The organism is Desulfothermus naphthae (assembly GCF_054657475.1).
Map to the genome: position 1 here is coordinate 623,784 of NZ_BAAHYQ010000001.1, position 21,908 is coordinate 645,691.

At 34.3% G+C, this 21,908-nt stretch carries 22 protein-coding genes; 16 read left to right on the forward strand and 6 right to left on the reverse strand.

Annotated elements, in window-relative coordinates; all coding sequences use genetic code 11:
- Positions 1-107 precede the first annotated feature (107 nt).
- Entirely contained in the window at positions 108-857 is a 750-nt protein-coding gene (locus ACYQ1E_RS02970; RefSeq protein ID WP_459875197.1) for a TlyA family RNA methyltransferase, read from the forward strand.
- Positions 858-884: 27 nt separating this feature from the next.
- Here the strand turns inward: ACYQ1E_RS02970 and ACYQ1E_RS02975 are convergent, their stop codons facing one another.
- The 6 genes from ACYQ1E_RS02975 to metX form a co-directional block, all read right to left on the reverse strand.
- Entirely contained in the window at positions 885-1,679 is a 795-nt protein-coding gene (locus ACYQ1E_RS02975) for an inositol monophosphatase family protein (protein WP_459875198.1), read from the reverse strand.
- 23 nt (positions 1,680-1,702) lie between these two features.
- Positions 1,703-2,734, reverse strand: coding sequence for a rod shape-determining protein (gene mreB, locus ACYQ1E_RS02980; protein WP_459875199.1), 1,032 nt, complete (start codon positions 2,732-2,734; stop codon positions 1,703-1,705).
- 2 nt (positions 2,735-2,736) lie between these two features.
- The gene (locus ACYQ1E_RS02985) at positions 2,737-3,711 is read right to left on the reverse strand and encodes a GAF domain-containing protein (RefSeq protein ID WP_459875200.1); all 975 of its coding nucleotides are present in this window, start codon (positions 3,709-3,711) and stop codon (positions 2,737-2,739) included.
- Positions 3,711-3,923 carry a DUF6485 family protein gene (locus tag ACYQ1E_RS02990; protein ID WP_459875201.1) on the reverse strand — a complete coding sequence of 71 codons (213 nt, stop codon included), beginning with the start codon at positions 3,921-3,923 and terminating at the stop codon, positions 3,711-3,713. The genes ACYQ1E_RS02985 and ACYQ1E_RS02990 overlap by 1 nt, the downstream gene beginning before the upstream one ends.
- 103 nt (positions 3,924-4,026) lie before the next feature.
- Positions 4,027-4,683, reverse strand: coding sequence for a methionine biosynthesis protein MetW (metW, locus tag ACYQ1E_RS02995; protein WP_459875202.1), 657 nt, complete (start codon positions 4,681-4,683; stop codon positions 4,027-4,029).
- Between the two features lie 21 nt (positions 4,684-4,704).
- On the reverse strand, positions 4,705-5,853 hold the full coding sequence (gene metX, locus ACYQ1E_RS03000) for a homoserine O-acetyltransferase MetX (RefSeq protein WP_459875203.1): 1,149 nt from the start codon (positions 5,851-5,853) through the stop codon (positions 4,705-4,707).
- Between the two features lie 226 nt (positions 5,854-6,079).
- On the opposite strand from metX, the gene nadA reads away from it, so the two are divergent.
- From nadA to ACYQ1E_RS03075, 15 genes are all read left to right on the forward strand, one after another.
- A complete protein-coding gene (gene nadA, locus ACYQ1E_RS03005) occupies positions 6,080-7,075 on the forward strand; it encodes a quinolinate synthase NadA (RefSeq protein WP_459875204.1) in 996 nt (331 codons plus the stop codon).
- 171 nt (positions 7,076-7,246) lie between these two features.
- A complete protein-coding gene (gene tmcA, locus ACYQ1E_RS03010) occupies positions 7,247-7,636 on the forward strand; it encodes an acidic tetraheme cytochrome c3 TmcA (RefSeq protein ID WP_459875205.1) in 390 nt (129 codons plus the stop codon).
- The gene (locus ACYQ1E_RS03015) at positions 7,623-8,474 is read left to right on the forward strand and encodes a zinc dependent phospholipase C family protein (RefSeq protein ID WP_459875206.1); all 852 of its coding nucleotides are present in this window, start codon (positions 7,623-7,625) and stop codon (positions 8,472-8,474) included. Before tmcA ends, ACYQ1E_RS03015 begins: the two co-directional genes overlap by 14 nt.
- 22 nt (positions 8,475-8,496) lie before the next feature.
- Positions 8,497-9,414 (forward strand): methylenetetrahydrofolate reductase, encoded by a 918-nt coding sequence (locus tag ACYQ1E_RS03020; RefSeq protein WP_459875208.1) that lies wholly within the window; start codon positions 8,497-8,499, stop codon positions 9,412-9,414.
- 190 nt (positions 9,415-9,604) lie between these two features.
- Complete coding sequence (locus ACYQ1E_RS03025; RefSeq protein WP_459875210.1) at positions 9,605-10,807, forward strand: aspartate aminotransferase family protein; 1,203 nt, start codon at positions 9,605-9,607, stop codon at positions 10,805-10,807.
- A complete protein-coding gene (locus ACYQ1E_RS03030; RefSeq protein ID WP_459875211.1) occupies positions 10,804-11,646 on the forward strand; it encodes a 50S ribosomal protein L11 methyltransferase in 843 nt (280 codons plus the stop codon). The genes ACYQ1E_RS03025 and ACYQ1E_RS03030 overlap by 4 nt, the downstream gene beginning before the upstream one ends.
- A 4-nt stretch (positions 11,647-11,650) precedes the next feature.
- A complete protein-coding gene (locus ACYQ1E_RS03035) occupies positions 11,651-12,304 on the forward strand; it encodes an endonuclease III domain-containing protein (protein WP_459875213.1) in 654 nt (217 codons plus the stop codon).
- Positions 12,305-12,306: 2 nt separating this feature from the next.
- Positions 12,307-13,383, forward strand: a complete 1,077-nt coding sequence (locus tag ACYQ1E_RS03040) for a murein hydrolase activator EnvC family protein (protein ID WP_459875215.1) — start codon at positions 12,307-12,309, stop codon at positions 13,381-13,383.
- A gap of 193 nt (positions 13,384-13,576) precedes the next feature.
- Positions 13,577-14,038, forward strand: a complete 462-nt coding sequence (locus ACYQ1E_RS03045; RefSeq protein WP_459875216.1) for a TIGR00725 family protein — start codon at positions 13,577-13,579, stop codon at positions 14,036-14,038.
- Between the two features lie 5 nt (positions 14,039-14,043).
- The gene (locus ACYQ1E_RS03050) at positions 14,044-14,532 is read left to right on the forward strand and encodes an HIT family protein (protein ID WP_459875218.1); all 489 of its coding nucleotides are present in this window, start codon (positions 14,044-14,046) and stop codon (positions 14,530-14,532) included.
- 26 nt (positions 14,533-14,558) lie between these two features.
- On the forward strand, positions 14,559-14,888 hold the full coding sequence (locus tag ACYQ1E_RS03055) for a LapA family protein (RefSeq protein WP_459875220.1): 330 nt from the start codon (positions 14,559-14,561) through the stop codon (positions 14,886-14,888).
- Between the two features lie 115 nt (positions 14,889-15,003).
- Entirely contained in the window at positions 15,004-17,652 is a 2,649-nt protein-coding gene (gene mutS / locus ACYQ1E_RS03060; RefSeq protein ID WP_459875221.1) for a DNA mismatch repair protein MutS, read from the forward strand.
- Positions 17,633-18,073 carry a hypothetical protein gene (locus tag ACYQ1E_RS03065; protein WP_459875223.1) on the forward strand — a complete coding sequence of 147 codons (441 nt, stop codon included), beginning with the start codon at positions 17,633-17,635 and terminating at the stop codon, positions 18,071-18,073. The genes mutS and ACYQ1E_RS03065 overlap by 20 nt, the downstream gene beginning before the upstream one ends.
- A 3-nt stretch (positions 18,074-18,076) precedes the next feature.
- Positions 18,077-20,011: an aconitate hydratase gene (locus ACYQ1E_RS03070; protein ID WP_459875225.1), complete on the forward strand. Its 1,935-nt coding sequence runs from the start codon at positions 18,077-18,079 to the stop codon at positions 20,009-20,011.
- 4 nt (positions 20,012-20,015) lie between these two features.
- The gene (locus ACYQ1E_RS03075) at positions 20,016-21,902 is read left to right on the forward strand and encodes a SurA N-terminal domain-containing protein (protein ID WP_459875227.1); all 1,887 of its coding nucleotides are present in this window, start codon (positions 20,016-20,018) and stop codon (positions 21,900-21,902) included.
- The last annotated feature ends 6 nt before the right edge of the window (positions 21,903-21,908 follow it).

The window sequence follows — 21,908 nt, forward strand, 5'->3', positions numbered from 1 at the left end:
GCTTTACCCTCAACGCCTTATAGATTAGTCAAAAAAACAAAAATAATCTGTATCTTGTCTTCCATTGTATCCAAACTAACTATCCTAAACCAACACAGATTTCAAGTATGGCAAAAAATAGATTAAGGGCAGACCAACTCCTGGTTGAAAGGAAACTTTCAGAAAGTAGAGAAAAGGCAAAAAGGCTAATTATGGCTGGCCTTGCATTTATTGAAAAAAAAGGAGAATTAGAAAAAATTAAAAAGCCAGGACAATTAATTGAAATTACAGAAAAAATAATTATAAAAGAACAAAATAGATTTGTCAGCAGGGGTGGATTTAAACTACTTAGTGCTATAAAAGGGTTTCAAATAGATTTTAAAGACAAAATTGTTCTTGATGTTGGAGCCTCTACTGGTGGATTTACTGACTGCTCTCTAAAATATGGTGCAAAAAAAGTATATGCTGTTGATGTAGGGTATGGCCAGCTCCACTATAAATTGAGAAAGGATCCAAGGGTGATAAATATTGAAAAAACAAATATTAGATATATAGACCCAAATTTAATCCCAGAACAGGTAGATATTGTAACAATTGATTGTTCTTTTATCTCTCTGACAAAAGTAATTCCACCATCCCTTCAATTTTTAAAACCTCAAGGAGAACTTATTTGTCTTATAAAACCACAATTTGAACTCAGTAAAAAAGAGATTGGAAAAGGCGTTGTAAGGGATTACATGCTACAGCAAAAGGCAATTAATAAAGTAGTTGAATTTGCAAAAAACCACTTAGAAATGATATTTCTAGGTGTAGTTCCTTCAAAGATTAAAGGTCCAAAGGGAAATCAGGAATATCTTGCTTATTTTAAAAAGAGATAATATTTCCAAGTTCATGTAATTGAATTTTTATTTTTTTGAATTCACAATCAGGTTTGAGAGTTGGGAATGAATGATTCCATTTGATGCTAATATATTGGGGGAATATAGAGAAATGGGATTTTCAAAATAATCAGTAACCATTCCTCCAGCTTCTTTTACAATAAGCAGGCCAGCTGCAATATCCCAGGGCTTTAATCCCTGTTCAAAGAATCCTTCAAATCTACCGCAGGCCACATATGCAAGGTCTATTGCTGCGGCCCCCATTCTTCTAAGTCCCTGACAGGAGATGAGAACAGACTTAATTGGAGGAATGACCTCATCTATTTTGTCTTTTATATTGTATGGAAATCCAGTGGCTATTAAGGAATTTTTTAATTCTTTTTCTCTGGATACAGTAATTTTTTTTGAGTTTAAATATGCCCCTCCCCCTTTATAAGCTGAAAACACCTCACCAATTATGGGTAGATTAATAACTCCTAAAACAACTTCTCCCTCCCACCACAGGGCTACTGAGGTGGCAACTATGGGGAGTGAGTGGGCAAAATTTGTAGTGCCATCTAAAGGGTCTACTATCCATATAGGTTGGGTCCCTAATTTTGTGGATGAGGCAGATTCTTCTGCAAGAAAATCTACATCTACTATTTTTCTAAGTTCTTTTTTTAATTTGTTTTCCACTGCTACATCTATTTCTGTGACAAGGTCAATATCTCCCTTATGTCTTATATCTAACTCTTTGCCAAAAGAACTTTTTATAAATTTTCCTGCAGAAACAACAACTTCTATAGTCCTTTGTAAAATAGATTTTAATTTGTTTGCATCCATAATTATTTTTCTCTATTTTTTACCTAATTGATGAAGACCTGTGCATAGGCTTTTTCATTTTCCATTGCTATACCTGTGCCTCTAACAACGGTTGTTAAGGGATCCTCATCAACAACAACGTTGATATTGGCCCTTTTCATTATTAATTTATCAAGGCGTCTTAAGAGTGCTCCACCGCCAGCTAATAAAATTCCGTTTTGAGCTACATCTGCTACAAGCTGGGGAGATGTCTTCTCAAGTGCCCTGATAACCGAATCCACAATTATGTCCACTGGTTCCTTTATACAATGGGCTATTTCCTCTTCTGTTAATTCAATCATGGAAGGAGCACCATTCATAATATTTTTTCCTGTGACCTTCATAACCTTCATCTCTTTTGAGGGTTCATAAAAGGCACATCCTAGGTTTATTTTGATCTGTTCTGCTAGATTTTCTCCTATTAAGACTTGATATTTTTCTTTTAAATATCTCTGAATTGCCTCATTTAATTCATCTCCAGCCACCCTAACAGATTCTGCATATGCCACTGCAGATAGGGAAATAACAGCCACTTCAGTAGTACCTCCACCAATATCAACAACCATATTTCCCTTTGGCTTTTCAATTGGAAGTTGAGCGCCTATTGCAGCAGCCATTGGTTCTTCTATTAGTTTTACTTCTCTGGCCCCTGCTTGCTGAGCCGATTCTATAACAGCTCGCATTTCTACCTGTGTGATCCCTGTGGGCACGCAGATTACCATTTTAGGCTTAACCAATTGAAGACCTTTAATCACCTTTTTTATAAAATAGGAAATCATTATCTTGGTTACCTCAAAATCTGCAATAACCCCATCCTTTAAAGGTCTTACTGCCTTTATCCTCTCAGGGGTCCTGCCCAAAAATTCCTTTGCCTCATAGCCTACAGCCAGCACTTTTGCAGTCCTTGCATCAAGTGCCACTACTGAGGGCTCATTAAGCACAATTCCATCTTTTGCAGTATACAAAAGGGTGTTGGCTGTCCCTAAATCCATGGCCAGATCTTTGCCAAAAAAATTGATAATTTTTTTTAAAAACATAACTACCTACCCTTTTTTCGTCCCCTCAATTTATTTTTGAGATAGAGATTTTCCAGAAAAAGAGACAAATGATCAATTAGGAGCTGAAAAAATTCAGACAAAGATTGTGTAATGACCCTTTTTTCCCGATCTAAAAAAATCAGCACCCCTCTAGTCTTTAAATTAACTATTATGGGCAAACATACTATTGTATTGAATTTTTCCCCTTTAAGAGGACTACCCACAAGGGCACCAACTGGCCGCTGGTTTAGATCGTCGCTTAAAATAATTGCTTTGTGATTTTTAAAAACCCAGCCAATAAGCCCGCCATTTATACGGAATTTCCTCCCTTGATATCCTTCTAAGCCAGTTATAATATTATTCATCTTTTCCAGATAATACCCTTCTCCCCTCTCATCTCTTGTTGCAAAAATACAATATAAAAATCCTGTATATAAACACAATATCTTTAACAAATTATCTAAATATTCATCCCATTTGGGATATTTTTGTTTTAAACTGGAGATAAGTTTTAGACAATTATAAAATTTTTCTGTTTCTGAATAATTAATAAATCTATCCCGTTGTTCCAAAAAAACAGAAACCAATTCAGCAAATTGACCAAGTATTTTTTGATCCTTTGGAGAAAATGTGTATGTCTTTTTGCTATCAACACAAAGAACTCCTCTTTTATTTGCCAGGGGAGTACTCATAAAGGACTTTATTGTCTTGTCCTCTCCATTCAAATAATAACAGAGCCTTCTTTTTTCCCTGGAAAAATCATTAATAACCAGGGCCTTTTTATTTTTTAAAATCCAGCCCAGGATACCCCTTCCTTCCTCTACCACTGATGTCTTATCTACCTTGTCTCCCAGGCTAAAATAGGAAACCATTTTATAATGAGAACTATCATCCTTTAAATAGAGAACACTTGTATACCCATCAAATACATTGCTTACACATTTTAGCAAACATTCATAAAAAGATGAAGGGTTCATTATTTCTTAAACCTTCTCTGGAAATAAAACTCAATACTTCTATTATAGGTCTTTTCCTCCTCTTCTGTAAAATAACAGGCAGGAAGTTCTCCTCTTTCTCTATGATATCTAATACATTCGCAGCAAATTCCACGTCTTGGGCAGGAGGAGTAAGTGCAGTTGCATGACTCTAAGTTTAGTTTGTATCTGGGGCACTTTTCTTTTTTTTCCATGTTTCATTCTCCTTTTTTCTTAAGTAATTAGTCAAAATAGAACTCTCCCCTACTTCATTGTTATAAAAGGTAATAAAATTTTTAAGGGATTAACCAAGCAGGGTCAAGGTGAAAATCCTGCTGTTGCCTTTACTTGAAATTGGAGGTTTTGCCTTTGTGTTTTAAGTTTAGACAACATGAATATCCCATAAGTTGCAAATAAGTTGGGAAAAAATTTAACTACCTTTCCTTCTTCTTCCTGATGGTATGTACTGATGTGTATTTCTCTCTCAATCTTGAAACCAAATATTCTACAAAACCTCTTAAAGTCTGTAATACCAATCCTCCTGATATTTGGAGTGTCAAACCACTCATAAGGAAGCTCTCTGGAAATTGGGGCACGACCTTTTAAAAAGAAAAAGATCCTGTTTTTGTAATAACTATAATTTGGAAAACTCACAATTCCCTTTCTTCCTACTCGGAGCATCTGTGATATGAGCCAGGCTGGACGAGTCACCTGTTGTAAGGTTCTAGATAAGATCACATAATCAAAGGTTTGATCACCATAATCTAATATTTCCTCATTTATATCACCCTGGATCACATTGACACCTTTTAAAATCCCAATTGTCACTTTTTCTTCGTCTTTCTCTATCCCAGTGCCCTTGACATTTTTTTTATGTATCAAATATTCCAGTAATACACCAGTATCACATCCTAAATCCAGCACTCTACTTCCTGGCTTAACCCATGTGGCTATAGTTTTTAAGTCAAATCTCATTTTTGACTATCCATTTTTAAGTTAAATTTCAGAAAAGAGATTTTCTAAAAATGCCTTTACCAAACTGGATAATTTTGGATTGGGAACTAAAAATGAATCGTGTCCATAGTCTATCTGGATTTCACAAAAGTTTACTTCGAGTCCATTTTTCTTCATGGCCTTTACCATTTCTTTTGACTGATAAGTGGGATATAGCCAGTCAGAACTAAAGGAAACAACTAGAAATTTTGCCTTTGCCTTTGAAAGGGCAAGGACAAGGGACCCATTTCCATGTGATTCTGCAAGATTAAAATAATCTGTTGCACGGGTTAGATATAAAAATGAATTTGCATCAAATCTATTTACAAATTTTTCTCCTTGATATTTAAGATAATTGGATATCTGAAAATTGGTTTCAAATATAGTGGTTGAATTAAGTCCTTTTTGAATATTTCTATTAAATTTCTTTTTCAGTGCTGCCTCTGATAAATAAGTAACATGTCCTATCATTCTGGCAACTGCCTGTCCGTGCACAGGAGGAATTCCATTATAATAATCACCATTATTCCAATTAGGATCGTTCATAATTGCCTGTCTGGCCACTTCATTAAAGGCTATGGCCATTGCTGAATGTCGTGAAGTAGTGGCAATCAAAATCGCTCCATTGACCATTTCAGGATATCTCACACTCCACTCAAGGGCCTGCATGCCCCCCATTGAACCGCCAATTACTGCAAGGAGTTTCTCTATTTTCAGGTGCTCAATAAGTCTTTTTTGCGCCCTGACCATATCTCCTATAGTTACTAAAGGAAACCTCAGTCCATATGGCCTATTTGTCTTTGGATCGATTGAATTAGGGCCTGTTGAGCCCATACAACCACCAATTACATTGGAACACACCACAAAAAATTTATTTGTATCAATGGCCTTTGATGGGCCAATCATATTTTCCCACCATCCAGGTCTCTGGCTATTTTCTATGTAATACCCTGCAGCATGAGAATCACCTGTTAACGCGTGCAACACAAGTATGCAATTGGTCTTGTCCCTATTTAAAGTCCCATAGGTTTCATAGGCAAGGGTAATAGGTCCTAATTTCTGGCCACTTTCAAAGACAAACTCATTGGGTGGTTCTGCAAAAGTAAAAAATTGCTTTTTAACTAATCCAACAGAATTTTTATCTCCTTGCATGCCACCCTACCACCTTTGAGCAATAACCTTGGCTTGATTTTTTAAATATTTTGTGCCAAAGAGAATTGCTTTTAAATCTTTCTCTGTCAAGGGGGTTGGTTGTTTAACATCTGGAATAAAAATAAGGTTCTAAGTTCAATGTTCAAAGTTTGATTGATTGTTAACAATATGAAATAATAAAAAAATAAAAGCATTCAGCAAAATATAAAAACAAGGAGAAAAGTGTATGAAACTTTCAGATAAAATCCAAATGATAAAAGATAAATTAAAAGATGAACTCTGCATTTTAGCCCATCACTATCAAAGGGATGATATTGTAAAGCATGCAAATTTTATTGGAGATTCTTTAGAATTGGCAAGAAAAGTACCTTCACTTGAGGCAAAATACATAATCATGTGTGGGGTTTATTTTATGGCCGAGTCCACTGCTATTTTGGCCAATGAGTCTCAACGGGTTTTTATTCCTGTAAAAAATGCTGGATGCACCCTTGCAGACCTTGCTCCTGCAAAATTAATTGAGATTACTTTAACTGAATTAAATAAAAATAGAAAGATCATACCAATTGCATATGTAAATACTTCAGCAAAAGTTAAGGCTATTTGTGGAAAATTTGGAGGAAGTGTCTGTACCTCGGCAAATTCAGTAACTATGTTAAAGTGGGCAATGGAAAATAGCGACGGAGTACTTTTTCTACCAGACAGAAATCTGGCACTCAATACTGCAAAGGCCTTGGGAATTGATGATGAGGAGATATCTTATTTAGATGGGGATATTTCCAACAAAAAATACAAATTGTATGTGTGGCCAGGACATTGCGATGTGCATCTAAACTTTAGAAAAGAGCATATTCATGATTGTAAAAAACATAAGCCAGATGCAAAAATTATTGTCCACCCAGAGTGCATCCCAGAAGTAGTAAATGAAGCTGATGCATGGGGGTCGACTTCAAAAATTATAAAATATGTCCAATCTCAGCCACAAGGAACCAAGATAATTATTGGGACTGAAATACATATGGTGAACCGCTTAAAAGAACAACATAAAGATAAGCAAATATTTCCACTGTTTACATCTTCCTGCAAATATATGGAGATGATAAATGAATCCAATCTTTTGTCATTATTAGAAAACTTAGACACCTATAAACAGGTAGAAGTTAATAGTGAGACTAAGGAGCTGGCAAAAATTGCTATCTCAAAGATGCTTGATGTATGTAGATAAAATGTTTGCGAAACTGATATCCATAAAAATAAAATATTTTTTAACTTGTATGTTTTGTTTTTTTTTGTTAGATAAGCTGACGGCTTTTGATTTGAATGAAGGGGTTTACTGATATTTTTATTAAAATTTTAGTTTCTGGTAAACCTAGTTGAACAACAAAGGGGCACTTATATGAAACAAAAAATATCCTTAAAATTGATTTTTTTCTTTGGTCTTTTTTGGATTTATAGTTTATTATGTTTTGCACAGGAAGACATGAAGTTTATAAAATCTCCAGCCTTTAAGACCTATCAAAGACCCCCTGCTGTATTTGTTCACGACAAACACAATGAAAAGGCTGAACTATATGACTGTTCTATTTGTCATCATGTATATGAAAATGGAAAAGTGGTTGAGGGGGCAATGAGCGTGGGTCAAAGTTGTTCTGACTGCCACAAAGTAAAAAAGAGTACAGCGGATATGACACCCCTAATGGAGGCATACCACAAACAGTGTATTACCTGTCATAAAAAAAGGGAAAAAGGTCCCCTTGCCTGTGGTGAATGTCATGTCAAAAAATAAATTGCTTTTATTTATTCTCATTATTGTAATATTTTTCCCAATAAATGCATTTGCATGGGGACCAGCGTCACATATATCTATTGGTCTCTATGTATTTGATAATTTGAATTTACTCATATCCCAGGTGACAGATGTTATTTTAAAGTATCCTTATTATTTTTTATATGGTTGTATAAGTCCTGATGTATTAATTGGAAAGGGGAAAAAAATATCAAAGGCCCCAACACACAATTGGAATACAGGATTTAGTCTCCTAAAATCAAATGACATGCGTGTTAAATCATATTCTTTAGGGTATTTATCTCATCTGGCATCTGATGTAATAGCACATAATTATTTTGTCCCAAATATGTTACAATTATTTAAATTAAATCGGGGAAAAATCTTTCATGTTTTAATTGAAGGTTTAATAGATAGGTCTTTGAATAGGGAGCTTATTATTTTAAAAGACCTTCTGAAACGAGATTTTAAAGATGTAGATCTATTGCTCAGAAAGACAATAAAAAATAAAAAGACAACTTTTAAGATAAAGAAGGTGCTATTTAAAAAAGGTATATCTCTAAATCTTTTTAGATCTACCTCTAAAGAAATAAATGGGGGTATGATTGAAAAAAAGCTCCATAGCTCATGGGATTATGTCACAGATATGTTAGATATGTCTAAAAAATTAACAATAGAAATTTTAAATAAACAAGAAAAATCAAATCTTATTAACTATGATCCAATGGGATTCAAACATTTAAAAGTAGCAAAACTAAGCAACAAATTTTCTTTTAAAAATAAACACAAGGGAGTGGTACCATTCTTTGTTCCGTCAATGTATATTTTAAACCTTTAAACCTAAAAAAGTGGGTAAGGCCATGAGCAAGTTGAAAAAAATTTTAGAAAAAGGTCATTTTGCCTTTACTGGAGAACTTGGCCCTCCAAGGGGAGTTAATGTAGAAGCGGTCAAAAAAAAGGCTTCATATCTAAAAGGGGTGGTCGATGCAGTCAATATAACTGACAACCAGACAGCAGTTGTTAGGTTGTCCAGTTGGGCTACATCACTTTTGGTATTACAAGAAGGTCTTGAGCCTGTATACCAGATGGTTTGCCGGGATAGGAACAGACTTGCAATGCAGGCAGACATACTTGGTGCTTATGCACATGGTATAAGGAATATTTTGTGTCTTTCTGGAGATCATCAACAGTTTGGTGATCATCCCTTTGCAAAGGGGGTATTTGACATTGATTCTATCCAACTAATAGGTACAGTAAAAAAAATGAGGGATGAGGAAAAATTCTTATCTGGCGCAGACTTAGATGGTGCACCCAAAGAAATGTTTATAGGTGCTGCAGCAAATCCCTTTGCTGAGCCCTTAGAGTGGAGAATTCATAGACTTGCAAAAAAAATTGAAGCTGGTGCCCAGTTTATTCAGACCCAGTGTATCTATAATATGAAGAGAATGAGAGAATGGGTAAAACAGGCAAATGATATGGGACTTACAGAAAAGGTCTATATCCTTGCTGGAATAACTCCAATGAAGAGCGTTGGTATGGCCAAGTACATGCAGACAAAGGTCCCTGGCATGGATGTCCCAGACGAGATAATCAAAAGACTAAAAGGAGTTCCTAAAAAAGAGCAGTCAAAGGAAGGGATTAAGATTGCTGTTGAGATGATAGAAGAATTTAAAGAGATGAAGGGAATTGCAGGAGTACACCTAATGGCCATTGAATGGGAACACAGAGTTCCTGAAATAGCTGAAATGGCAAATCTCCTTCCAAGACCCGAGGTATAGAAGAAGGATTATAACCAACGCTTATAATTGATATGAGTGTGGGAAAATATCCCAGAAGCTCTAATATATTTTCTTAAATATACATTTTTGCAAAAATTTCTTGTTAGAGGGAGGCAAGACAATTTGGTCTTGACCTCCTCTTTTAATTTTATTCAAATCAAGGCCAAATCATCAAACAGGAGTTTTATCCATGGAACACTCAATTCTTAAAGAGCGGGAAAATAAATTTTTATTTAATACCTATGCAAGATATCCCATTGAGATAAAAATGGGAGATGGCACAAAATTATATGATTTTAATGGAAAAGAATATACTGACCTTTTGGCTGGAATTGCAGTATGTAATCTTGGACATGCAAATATGGAAATTGCAAAGGCAATTTCAGAGCAGGCCAAAAGACTGGTGCACGTTAGTAACCTCTTTTATACAAAAGAACAAATAGAATTGGCAGAAAAGTTAATTAATACAACACCTCACATGTCCAAGGTGTTTTTTTGTAATTCAGGCGCAGAAGCAAATGAAGCATGTATAAAACTTGCCCGCAGATATTTTAAAAAAATAAAAAATCAAGATAAATTTGAGATAATAACCCTTGAAGGGTCTTTTCATGGTCGCACCTTTGCAACTATGAGTGCTACAGGACAGGAAAAAATTAAGGAAGGTTTTGAGCCCCTTGTCCCTGGATTTGTCCATGCAAAGCCAAATGATTTAAAAGATATTGAAAAAAAAATTAATAATAAGACTGCTGCAATCATGATTGAGGTCATCCAGGGTGAGGGCGGCATCAGACCCCTTAAAAGGGATTTTGTCAAAGGTATAGAAGAGTTGTGTAAGCTAAAAAACCTTTTATTTATAATAGATGAAATCCAAACCGGGATTGGCAGGACAGGAAAGATGTGGGGGTTTGAACACTATAATGTAAAACCCCATATAATTTCCTGTGCCAAGGCCCTGGCAAATGGGCTTCCCATAGGTGCAATGATGGCTACAGAGAAAGTTGCAAAAGCATTTGTGCCTGGAACCCACGCAACTACCTTTGGTGGAGGACCAGTTGTGTGTATGGCTGCCTTAAAAGTCCTTGAAATTATCTTTAGGGACAATTTAATAGACAGGGCAAAAAAAATAGGCGAATTTGCCTTATCTGAATTCAAAAGATTACAAGACAAATATCCCACATTAATAAAAGAAGTTAGGGGTATTGGACTTATGCTTGGGATTGAACTAACGCCTGAGGTGGATGCAAAAAAGGTCTTTGATACAATTATAGATAAAGGATTTATCGTGAATTTGACCCAAGGCTCAACCTTGCGGTTGCTACCCCCTTTAATAATAGAGCAGGATGAAATCAAAGCTTTTTCCAATACCCTTGATGATATTTTAAGTAAACTATGAAAAAAGTATATTTTGTGCTTAACATAAAAATTGATCCCAAATTAATAGCAGATTTGGAATTATTTTTAGCTGAAAACATCTCTTGGGGGTGGGAAGAAGAGAAAAATTTAATAAAAATATATTTTGATTCTTTAGATGGAGCTAAGGATTTTTCAAAAAAAATAAAGAAAAAATTCAAAGGCCTCCAAATAGAGATCATAAAATATTTTGACCTAGACTGGTCAAAGGAATGGAAAAAATATTTCCAGCCAATTGAGGTAGGAAAATTTAAAATAATTCCCTCATGGGACAAAGGAAAGATTAGCCTGCATCCAGGCCAAATTCCAATCTACATATATCCTGAAATGGCATTTGGCACTGGTCACCATCCAACCACAAAACTATGCCTGATCTCTTTGTTAAAAATCCATAAAAAGGGTCTTGTAAAAACAAAAGATACCTTTCTTGATGTTGGAACAGGGACAGGCATTTTAACAATAGCTGCTACCCTGCTTGGTCTTAAAGGTATTGCCCTGGATATAGATAAGGTTATCATTAAAAATTTCAAAAAAAATATTGAGTTAAATGGATTAGATTTCTCCTGTTTTTTTATTGGCACGACTAATTGTTTAAAAAAAGAAAAAAAGTTTAGATTGATAATGGCAAATATTTTACTGGAGCCTATCCTTGATCTAAAAAATGATTTTGTATCCCTTTTAAATAAAGAAGGAATTATTATAATTTCTGGAATTTTAAATGAACAAGAAAATAGAGTCATACATTCTTATGAGACCAATTTTAGTGTTCTGGAGATTTTACAGGAAGGAGAATGGTCATCAATAATATTTAAAGGGAAATAGAAGAATGGATGAAGGGAGAAAAATAATCCTTAATAAGATGTTTAGTGTTTTGTACAACACACTTGGACCAAGTTATTGGTGGCCAGGTGATACGATTTTTGAAATATGTATAGGGGCTATTTTAACACAAAATACAAATTGGAATAATGTAGAAAAAGCAATATCTAACCTAAAGGCCAATAATTTGCTGAGTCCTGAAAGGCTATTTTTATTAGATGATGAGAAATTAGCAGAACTTATTAGACCTGCTGGTTATTTTAGAATCAAAACAAATAGAGTGAAAAATTTTCTCTTGTTCTTAAAACAAGAAGTAAATTTTGAAATAGAAAAATTAAAGGAGTATTCACTTTATGATTTGAGAAATAAACTATTAAGTGTTAAAGGCATAGGTCCAGAAACAGCAGATTCAATGCTTTTATATGGGTTTGAAAAAGAAATATTTGTAGTTGATGCTTATACCCATAGGATATTTAATAGACATAATTTGATAGAAGAACAGATATCATACGAGGACTTGCAAGAATTTTGCATGCACAATTTACCAAAAGATATCCATATATACAAAGAATTTCATGCATTAATAGTTAGAGTAGGAAAAAAATGGTGTAAAAAGAAAAAAGCAGATTGTAATACCTGCCCCTTATCTGACATTAATTAAATATGACAAAAAAGATTTACCTATCTGTTATATTTCTTATTTTCTTAGTCTTACCTCATGTATCCCAAGGATTTAATGATTCTTACAAAAAACAATTAATACAAAAAAAGTCCGAGCTTACTAAAAGGCAAAAAGAATTAAAAAAATTAAAACAAAAAGAAAAGAAAATTTATAATGAAATACTACATATAGAAAAAAATATAGATAGGATTACTGCATCTCTAAAAAAGAATAATAAAAAGCTTATTAATTTACAAAAAAAAGAGAGTGAGCTAAAAAAAGAGATTAGATCCCTCCAAAAAGATATTAAATCTAAATCAGAATATTTATATAAAATTTTAAATATGATGTGGGAGACATACTTACGCAAATTCTATTTATCAACTCCACAGGATTTTAAAGACATACATCTAAAATATATATGGTTAGAATATATTTACCAGGATTACAACAATAAATTAAAAGAAATAAGAAAAAAGCAAAAAGAGTTAGAGAATCAACAAAAAAAATTAGAAACACTTAAAATAAAAATAAAATTACAAACTAAAAAAATTGAGGAGCAAAAAGATGAGCTATTAAAAGAAAAAATGGTGTTGTTTTCAAAACTTCAAAATGTGCGGGCCCTGTCTATTAAAAAAGAAAAACAAATAGAAGAAATAATAGAGACTGTTGAAAAGCTAAAATACAATCTAAGGTTATTGAAAACAAAAAAGTTCAAAAATAGTAAAGGATTACTTCCCTATCCAGTTAAAGGTCAAAAAATAAAAAAAATAAAAAAAGGTGTTATTATCTATGCTGCTAAAGGGTCAACAGTAAAGGCATGTTTTTCAGGTAAAGTAGTGTTTCAGGACAAACTTCGGGGTTTTGGAAATGTGGTTATTATATATCATGGAGAAGGTTATTATACCCTTTATGCATTTCTTTCAAAGGTCTTTGTTAAAATGGGTCAAGTGGTAGAAGGTTCAAGGCCAATTGGTGAGGTAGGTTTTTCTCCCTTTGTAAGGACATATGGACTCTATTTTGAGATCAGAAAAGGCAAAAAAATCTTAAATCCCATGATGTGGTTTAACACAAATTAAAAAACAACAATCATTCTTTGTTTTGGATAATCTCAAGTTTGACAAGATGAGGATAAATAAGATAACAGATGCCTGTTTTTGCCTTGAGAAAGGTTGCATTTTTAGATAATTCTTAGTATGAACAATCATCAGGTGACTCAACTATTTATTGAAAAATTATTGAGACAACCATAAACATAAGGATTAATAGTTTATGCGAATATCTGTAATTGGTGCTGGTCAGTGTTGCCCAACAATATATAACGAAGCAATGGCCCTGGGCAGACTTTTGGCCAAAGAGGGCTTTTTAATTGTGTGTGGTGGACGTGGAGGAGTAATGGAAGCAGTTGCCCAGGGTGCAGCCATGGTCGGCGGCACAACCATAGGAATATTGCCAGGGAGAGATATAAAAGAGGCAAATAGATATATTACCTATCCAATTGCAACTGGTCTTGGTGAGATGAGAAATTTCTTGGTAGTATTAAATGGAGATATTGTTGTGGCTGTATCTGGTGGATATGGCACATTATCTGAGATTGCCCTTGCCAAAAAAATAGATAGACCAGTAATCGCACTTGGTAGGTGGAAAGAAATTAAAGGAGTCATACCTGCCAAAGACCCAAGAGATGTTATTCGCATTATAAAAAAGATAAAAGAGAATCTTAATAGGAGCTAATATTTATGAAGAGGTTATTTGCGCCCTGGAGGATTGAATATATTTTAGGTCCTAAACCCGATGAATGTGTGTTTTGCATAAAGGATATATTAGATGAAGATGAAGAGAGATTAATTCTTTGGAGAGGAAAATTTTGTTTTGTCATTATGAATAAATTCCCTTATAGTTCTGGACATATCATGGTCACCCCATATAGACATGTGTATTCTTTAGATGAACTGAACCCAGAGGAGCTAAATGAGATGATGCTGGTTATGTCTAAATGTGTGACTATATTAAAAAAGGTATTTAATCCACATGGTATAAATATTGGACTAAATATTGGTGAGGCTGCAGGGGCTGGAATAGAAGAGCATCTACACTTTCACCTGGTGCCTAGATGGAAGGGCGATCATTCCTTTATGGCCCTTTTTTCTGAGACAAATGTAATTCCAGAGCACTTGAATAAAACATATAAAAAATTAAAACCCCATTTTGATGAACTAAAATTTTAATAACTTTAAAACTAAGGGAGTTTATTATGAAGTTTATTAAATTACTTTTTTTTCTAATTGTCTTTGTATGCGGCATTGTTTTTTTTATCCAAAATTCAGTGTTTATTACAGAGAAAGTAGCATTAAATTTTGACATCTTTGGCATAAAATGGGCCACTAATCCAATCCCTCTTTACGTATATCTACTAACGGGTTTTGCCCTGGGCGCTATTGTCTCATTTTTTTATCTTTTGGGGGAAAAGTTAAGGCTAAGTGCACAAGTTAAGTCCTTAAAATCCAGGGTGAGAGAGTTGGAAGAAGAGCTTGCTCAATTAGCTACTGAGGAAGAGGAGGAAGATGAGAATCAAGAAGAATAACTTTTTCACCATGATTTTTATTTGACTTTCTAATCAGGATAGGTAGATGGGCAGATATTCTTAAATCCCATCTACCCCTACATTTACCCATGATCCTATTTTTAAAGGCACTTCTATGACAACTCAGAAAAAATTAACTCCAATGCTCAGCCAATATCTCACCATAAAAGAACAATATCCTGATGCCCTTCTTTTTTTCAGGATGGGGGATTTTTATGAGCTTTTTTTTGAAGACGCTGAAATTGCATCTAGGGAATTACAAATTGCATTAACTTCCAGAAATCCCAATGATGAAAACCCTGTTCCCATGTGTGGAGTGCCTTTTCATGCTGTTGATGAATATTTAAAGATACTTCTTGAGAAGAACTATAAAGTGGCAATATGCGAGCAAGTAGAAGATCCTAAACAGGCAAAAGGACTTGTAAAAAGGGCAGTGACAAAGGTTCTCACCCCTGGAGTGATAGTAGAAGAATCCACTTTAACCTCTAAAAACAATAATTTTCTGGCATCTATTTTTTTTAATAATTCAAACTCAATTGGGGCCGCTACCTGGATAGATTATTCAACAGGCGAGTGGCTTGGTTTTTATTCAAAGGACCTTAAAGAGATATGGAAGTGGATATGTAAGGTAAACCCCGCAGAAATAATCTGTCCTGAAAATTATTCAGTTCCATCTGAATATTCCCATCTAAATTCAAAAATCACCTATCTTCCAAAAATGATGTTTGATTTTAAAAGGGCAAAAAAATTAATAGAGCAACATTTTTTGGGGGATAATCTAATTTTACCGCGAATTGACGCAAAAAAAGAGCTAATCCAAGCCTGTGGAGGCATTATCCTCTATTTAAATAAAACCCACAACGAAAATCTCTCGCACATAAAACCAATAAAGATTGTAAATCTGGATAAATTTCTAATAATAGATGAGGTTAGTGAAAGGAATTTAGAGCTATTTCAAACCCTTGATGGTAAGCGGGGTGAAGGAACATTGCTCTCTTTATTAGATAAGACCAAGACCCCTATGGGTGGTAGATTTTTGGTAAATAGACTTAAATACCCCTTAAGAAATCTAAAAGAGATAAATTTTGATTTAGATGTTGTTGAATATTTTGTTAATAATTCTAAATTATTAGAAGATTTAGTTGAAAATCTTAAAGAGATTAGTGATTTAGAAAGACTTATAAATAGAATTTTTTTAAATAGGGCAAATCCACGAGACTTTTTTTGGCTTAAAAACAGCCTTAAAAAACTACCAGGTATTTTAAATGTATTAATAGATGATACTTTGCCTGATAGATTAAAAGAAATAGTCTCAAACTGGGACAACTTAGATGATCTGTATAATCTATTAGATAATGCAATAAAAGACAATCCACCACAGGTTATAACTGATGGCGGGATATTTAAACAGGGATATAATGATGAGCTGGACGAGTTAATTGAATATGCAGAACATGGAGAGTCAAAATTAAGAGAGTTGCTCAAAAAAGAACAAGAAGAGACATCAATTTCTAAATTAAAATTGGGTTATAATCGGGTATTTGGATATTATTTTGAGGTGCCAAAGAGTTACAGAGGGCCTATTCCTGATTATTTTATAAGAAGACAGACCTTGGTTAATAGCGAAAGATACATAACAGATGAGTTAAAGGAGATTGAAGATAAGATATTGACCAGTGAGGAAAAACGAAAATCATTGGAATATAGATTGTTTTTAGAATTAAGAGATAAGGTAGTTGCATATAGGGACAGAGTATTGAACATGTCTTCTATTTTGGCAAAACTGGATTTTTATGGAGCCATGGCTATTTGTGCAAAAAAATATAATTGGAATAGGCCTCAGTTAAGTGAAGATATAAATATACTGATAAAAGAAGGAAGACATCCAGTAGTAGAATCATTTATTGGGAGCAGTAATTACATTCCAAATGACATAGAAATAAATGATGAATCAAAGATACTCTTGATAACTGGTCCTAACATGGCGGGAAAGTCTACAGTTTTAAGGCAAGTTGCCTTAATCTGTATCCTTGCTCAGATGGGATCTTTTGTGCCAGCAAAACAAGCCCATTTAGGGATTTGCGATAGGATTTTTACAAGGGTGGGCGCCTCAGATAAGCTTGCACTTGGACAATCTACCTTTATGGTGGAGATGTTAGAAACTGCTCGTATATTAAAACAGGCAACCAAGAGGAGTCTGGTAATTTTAGATGAAATTGGAAGGGGAACAAGCACCTTTGACGGACTTTCCATTGCATGGGCAGTGGTGGAATCTTTAGCAAATAAGTATGGTGGAATAAGGACACTTTTTGCAACACACTACCATGAGTTGACGGATTTAGAAGGAAAGATTAAAGGCCTTAAAAATTTAAATATTGCTGTAAAGGAATATAAAGGAGACATAATTTTTTTGAGAAAATTATTGCCTGGTCCTGCTGACAAGAGCTATGGAATTGAAGTTGCAAAACTGGCAGGTCTTCCAAAAAATGTTATAAACAGGGCAAAAGAGATCCTTGAGATGTTGGAAAATAGGATGGTGAAGGTGCAGGGAAAAAAAGTAAAGAGAAGACATTCTTTCGTGCTCTTAGATGAGGTAATTAAAAAAAAAGAAAAAAATGTAATTAAGGAAACTTCATCTTATAATGGAGATCATCCCATATTAAAGGAGCTTTTTATGTTAAATCTGGATAACATTACTCCAAAAAAGGCATTGGAAATATTATATACGTGGAAGGAGAAGTGGGGTGAAAAAAAACAGTTATAAATTATTTTGTATCTTTTTCATATTGATTTTATTTTTTTCTTGCGGAAGAAAAAAGTGGCCTACGCCTATAACAGAGGAAGATACATTTAAATTTGACAAAATTGTGGTCTATAAAAAGAATGATTGTCTAAAGATAAATGGAAATATCATAGGTAATACAAAAAATATAAAAGAACTTTTGTTAGAGGTAGAAGAGCTTAGTTCATGTATCAAATGTCCATTTAAACCTACCCTTAGGATAAGATATTCCCTTTCCTCTGAGGATTTGCATCTAAAAGATAATTCTTTTTTGTTGACATACTGCAAAAACAAAGGACATAAAGTTTCAAGGCTAAGGATTGTGGGGATAAATAAATTCAAGGTGTTGGAGCCAGTTTTTTCTGAAATTATTGTTGTAAAAAATTTAGATGAGGAGAAGTAGTATATGAAGATGAATCTTGCAAAAAAAATAATTTCTTCACACCTTATAGATGGAGAAATGATTTATGGAAAGGAGATTGCGATAAAAATTGATCAAACCCTAACCCAGGACGCAACAGGCACAATGGCCTATTTACAATTTGAAGCAACAGGTGTTCCTAGGGTGCGGACTGAGCTATCTGTAAGTTATGTGGATCACAATACACTTCAAGTGGGTTTTAGAAACCCAGATGACCACAAATATTTGAGAACCGTTGCTATGAAATATGGGGTTATATTTTCTCCTCCAGGAAATGGCATATGCCATCAACTCCATCTGGAGAATTTTGCAGTTCCAGGCAAGACATTGCTTGGATCTGATAGCCATACTCCTACTGCTGGAGGAGTTGGATCTCTGGCAATGGGTGCTGGAGGACTCTCAGTTGCCCTGGCAATGGCAGGTGAGCCATATACTCTCTCTATGCCAAGGATTATAGGAGTACACCTAAAAAACAGTCTTAAAGGATGGGCATCTGCCAAAGATGTTATTTTGTATTTGCTTAAAAAACTCACAGTAAAGGGTGGTGTTGGTGCAATAATGGAGTATTTTGGGGAAGGAGTAAAGACTTTGACAGTGCCTGAGAGGGCAACAATTACCAATATGGGTGCAGAACTTGGAGCTACTACATCTATCTTTCCAAGTGATGAACAAACCAAAAGATTTTTTAAATTAATGGGCAGAGAGCATGATTTTGTGCCTTTGAGAGCAGATGATGGATGTGAGTATGATGAGATTATAGAAATAGACCTATCAAAAATAGAGCCTATGGCAGCCTGTCCCCACATGCCTGACAATGTGGTGACAGTCAGGGAATTAGATGGCATGAAAGTTGATCAAGTGGCAATTGGGTCTTGTACTAATTCTTCTTATCTAGACCTAAAAATGGCAGCAAATATTTTAAAGGGAAAACAGGTAAATAAAGACCTAGATGTGCTGCTCTCTCCAGGTTCAAGGCAGGTTGTTAAAAAATTGATTGAAGAAGGAATTTTTGAAAATTTTATTGATGCTGGAGTCAGGATTTTAGAGTGTGCTTGTGGTCCCTGTATAGGTATGGGGGGTTCTCCAATTAGTGGAGGAGTTAGTGTTAGGACATTTAATAGAAATTTTGAAGGAAGGAGCGGGACATTAGATGCCAAGGTATATTTAACCAGCCCAATTACAGCGGCCCATGTTGCAATATCTGGAAAATTTTTAGACCCGGCTAAATGGGGAGATCCTGTGTCTTTTGATCTTCCAGATAAAATGCCCTCAATTAGGGAACACTTTATCTTTCCCCCTGATGATACAAGTGATATTGAAATTTATAGAGGACCAAATATTGTTCCATTATCTAAGTTTGAACCCCTGCAGGATAGGATTGAAAAAAAAGTAGCAATTGTTGTGGGAGACAACATTACAACTGATCATATTTTACCTGGAGGCGCAGAAGTCACATCTCTTAGGTCAAATATCCCTGCAATAAGCGAATATATTTACTCACGGGTTGATAAGGACTTTGTGCCCAGGGTAAAAAAATATGGTGGCGGTATAATAGTTGGTGGGGAAAATTACGGTCAGGGCTCTAGTAGAGAACATGCTGCCCTTGCACCCCGTTACCTTGGAATAGTGTGTATAATCGCCAAATCCTTTGCACGGATACATCGGGGAAATCTGGTAAATTTTGGAATACTTCCTTTGATCTTAAAAAACAAACAAGATTATAAGCTATTTAAAGTAGGACAGGAGATTTTAATCCCAGTAAAAGACATCTCTGCTGGAAAGGAGATAGAGATAACAATTAAAGATATATCAAAAAATATTTTGGTAACAAATGATTTAAGTGATGGGGAGTTAAAGATAATCTTGTCTGGTGGGAGATTGGCTTATGTTAGAGAGAAACTAAACAACAAAGGAGAATAAATTCATGTTAGATGGAATGAGAAGGAATGCACGATCATGGGTGATTAAACTAATATTTGGTATTATTATTCTTGTTTTTGTGTTTTGGGGTGTTGGTGGTCTTAGGGTAAATAAAAGGAGTGTGCTTGCTAAGGTAAATGGCGAGCCAATAATGACCCAGGAATTTTTAAAGGCCTATCAAAGTCAGTATGAGAGGATTTTAAAGCAAAATCCGAATTTGACCAGTGAAGATTTAAAGAGGTTTGGACTAAAAAAAGCGGTATTTGATCAGCTTGTAAATCAAAAATTGCTCCTTCAAAAGGCAAAAGAATTGGGGATTTATGTATCTTCTGCCCAACTAAGGGATAAGATAACCTCTATGGATGTATTTAAGGACAAAGATAAGGTTTTTGATCCTAAAAGATACCAAATGGTGCTTGCTTCAAATAATTTAACACCATCAGAATTTGAATCCCTTGTTGAAAATGATATGAGAATTAAGGCCTTAAAAGAACTGATTACGTCATCAGTTACTGTTACAGAATCAGAGATAAGAGATTTATATAATTTTATAATGAGAGAGGGAAAAATAAAATACCTTGTATTTGATCCCAAAGATTATGTGGATAAGGTATCAGTTACAAATGAGGAAATAAAAAATTATTATAATGAACACAAAAATGAATTTAAAGAACCAGAAAAGATACAAATAAAGTATATAAAGATAACACCTGATAGTCTTGCTCCATTAATGAATGTGACAGATAAAGAGATAGAATCTTATTATGAGAAAAATAAATCTAAATTTTATGAACCTGAGACAAGAAAAGTAGCCCATATTTTGATTAAAATAGACAAAAACCATAAGGATGGTAAAAAGGCCAAGAAAAAGATAATGAATATATTAAAGAAGATAAAAAATGGAGAAGATTTTCATAAATTGGCAAAAAAGTATTCTCAAGGTCCAAGTGCAAAGGATGGTGGAGATATTGGGTGGATAAAAAAAGGAGATACTGTAAAAGAGTTTGAACAACTGACTTTTTCTCTAAAAAAGGGAGAGGTTGGCGGTCCTGTTAAGACCATATTTGGATATCATCTTATTTTAGTTGAGGACATAAAAGCTGCCCATTATAAGTCTTTGGATGAGGTAAAATTGGATATAAAGGATACCCTTGCCAGGGAAAAGGCAATGGATAAGATAGAAGAATACTTAGATAAGGCCTTGGACCTAGTATTTAATACAAATAGTTTAGACAGTGCTGCAAATAAATTAGATTTGACTGTTCAAAGTACCAAACTACTTTCCAAAAAAGAGATTAAAACTCTATTTAATCTAAAACCAGAGGATATTGACCAGCTTTTTTTAATGGAAAACAACAAGGTATATGAGACTCCAATAATCATCAAAAATGGATATATGATAGTTAAGAAGGTTAAGGATGTTCCAGAAAGGATAAAGGCGTTAAAGGAAGTTAAAGAGATTATTTTAAAGGAATTAAAGAGGCAAAAGGCAGAAAAACTTGCAAGGGAAAAGGCAAATAAGGTATTAAATATACTCAAAAAAGGAGATGTCCCCAAAAATTATAATGAATTAATTAAGGAGTCTGAGTTTTTTAAATTATCAGATAAATATATCCCAAATTTAGGTTTTAGCGATGCCTTGACAAAGGATTTGCTGTTATCCCCTACGGGGAAGTGGCTACCTGGAGTATATAAAATTAATGAGAAATTTGTTCTGGTAAAGTTAGAAGAGGTTAAGGGTGCAGATGAAAAAAACTGGAAAGAGCAAAAGGTCTTCTGGGAAAAAATGGCAGAGCAAAGGAAAAAAGAACTTATTTTCAGGGACTTTTTAAATGGAATAAGAAAAAATGCTAAAATTGAGATTTTAAATCCTGAATTTTTACAGGGGTAATTTAAG

Bases quoted from the DNA above. Each gene is read 5' to 3' on its own strand.
- ACYQ1E_RS03035 (WP_459875213.1), top strand. From the start codon at position 11,651: ATGGATGAAGGGAGAAAAATAATCCTTAATAAGATGTTTAGTGTTTTG.
- metX (WP_459875203.1), bottom strand. From the start codon at position 5,853: ATGCAAGGAGATAAAAATTCTGTTGGATTAGTTAAAAAGCAATTTTTT.
- nadA (WP_459875204.1), top strand. From the start codon at position 6,080: ATGAAACTTTCAGATAAAATCCAAATGATAAAAGATAAATTAAAAGAT.
- ACYQ1E_RS03075 (WP_459875227.1), top strand. From the start codon at position 20,016: ATGTTAGATGGAATGAGAAGGAATGCACGATCATGGGTGATTAAACTA.
- ACYQ1E_RS03040 (WP_459875215.1), top strand. From the start codon at position 12,307: ATGACAAAAAAGATTTACCTATCTGTTATATTTCTTATTTTCTTAGTC.
- ACYQ1E_RS03050 (WP_459875218.1), top strand. From the start codon at position 14,044: ATGAAGAGGTTATTTGCGCCCTGGAGGATTGAATATATTTTAGGTCCT.
- tmcA (WP_459875205.1), top strand. From the start codon at position 7,247: ATGAAACAAAAAATATCCTTAAAATTGATTTTTTTCTTTGGTCTTTTT.
- ACYQ1E_RS02970 (WP_459875197.1), top strand. From the start codon at position 108: ATGGCAAAAAATAGATTAAGGGCAGACCAACTCCTGGTTGAAAGGAAA.
- ACYQ1E_RS02990 (WP_459875201.1), bottom strand. From the start codon at position 3,923: ATGGAAAAAAAAGAAAAGTGCCCCAGATACAAACTAAACTTAGAGTCA.
- ACYQ1E_RS03025 (WP_459875210.1), top strand. From the start codon at position 9,605: ATGGAACACTCAATTCTTAAAGAGCGGGAAAATAAATTTTTATTTAAT.
- mutS (WP_459875221.1), top strand. From the start codon at position 15,004: ATGACAACTCAGAAAAAATTAACTCCAATGCTCAGCCAATATCTCACC.
- mreB (WP_459875199.1), bottom strand. From the start codon at position 2,734: ATGTTTTTAAAAAAAATTATCAATTTTTTTGGCAAAGATCTGGCCATG.
- metW (WP_459875202.1), bottom strand. From the start codon at position 4,683: ATGAGATTTGACTTAAAAACTATAGCCACATGGGTTAAGCCAGGAAGT.
- ACYQ1E_RS02975 (WP_459875198.1), bottom strand. From the start codon at position 1,679: ATGGATGCAAACAAATTAAAATCTATTTTACAAAGGACTATAGAAGTT.
- ACYQ1E_RS03055 (WP_459875220.1), top strand. From the start codon at position 14,559: ATGAAGTTTATTAAATTACTTTTTTTTCTAATTGTCTTTGTATGCGGC.
- ACYQ1E_RS03015 (WP_459875206.1), top strand. From the start codon at position 7,623: ATGTCAAAAAATAAATTGCTTTTATTTATTCTCATTATTGTAATATTT.
- ACYQ1E_RS03045 (WP_459875216.1), top strand. From the start codon at position 13,577: ATGCGAATATCTGTAATTGGTGCTGGTCAGTGTTGCCCAACAATATAT.
- ACYQ1E_RS03070 (WP_459875225.1), top strand. From the start codon at position 18,077: ATGAAGATGAATCTTGCAAAAAAAATAATTTCTTCACACCTTATAGAT.
- ACYQ1E_RS03020 (WP_459875208.1), top strand. From the start codon at position 8,497: ATGAGCAAGTTGAAAAAAATTTTAGAAAAAGGTCATTTTGCCTTTACT.
- ACYQ1E_RS03030 (WP_459875211.1), top strand. From the start codon at position 10,804: ATGAAAAAAGTATATTTTGTGCTTAACATAAAAATTGATCCCAAATTA.
- ACYQ1E_RS02985 (WP_459875200.1), bottom strand. From the start codon at position 3,711: ATGAACCCTTCATCTTTTTATGAATGTTTGCTAAAATGTGTAAGCAAT.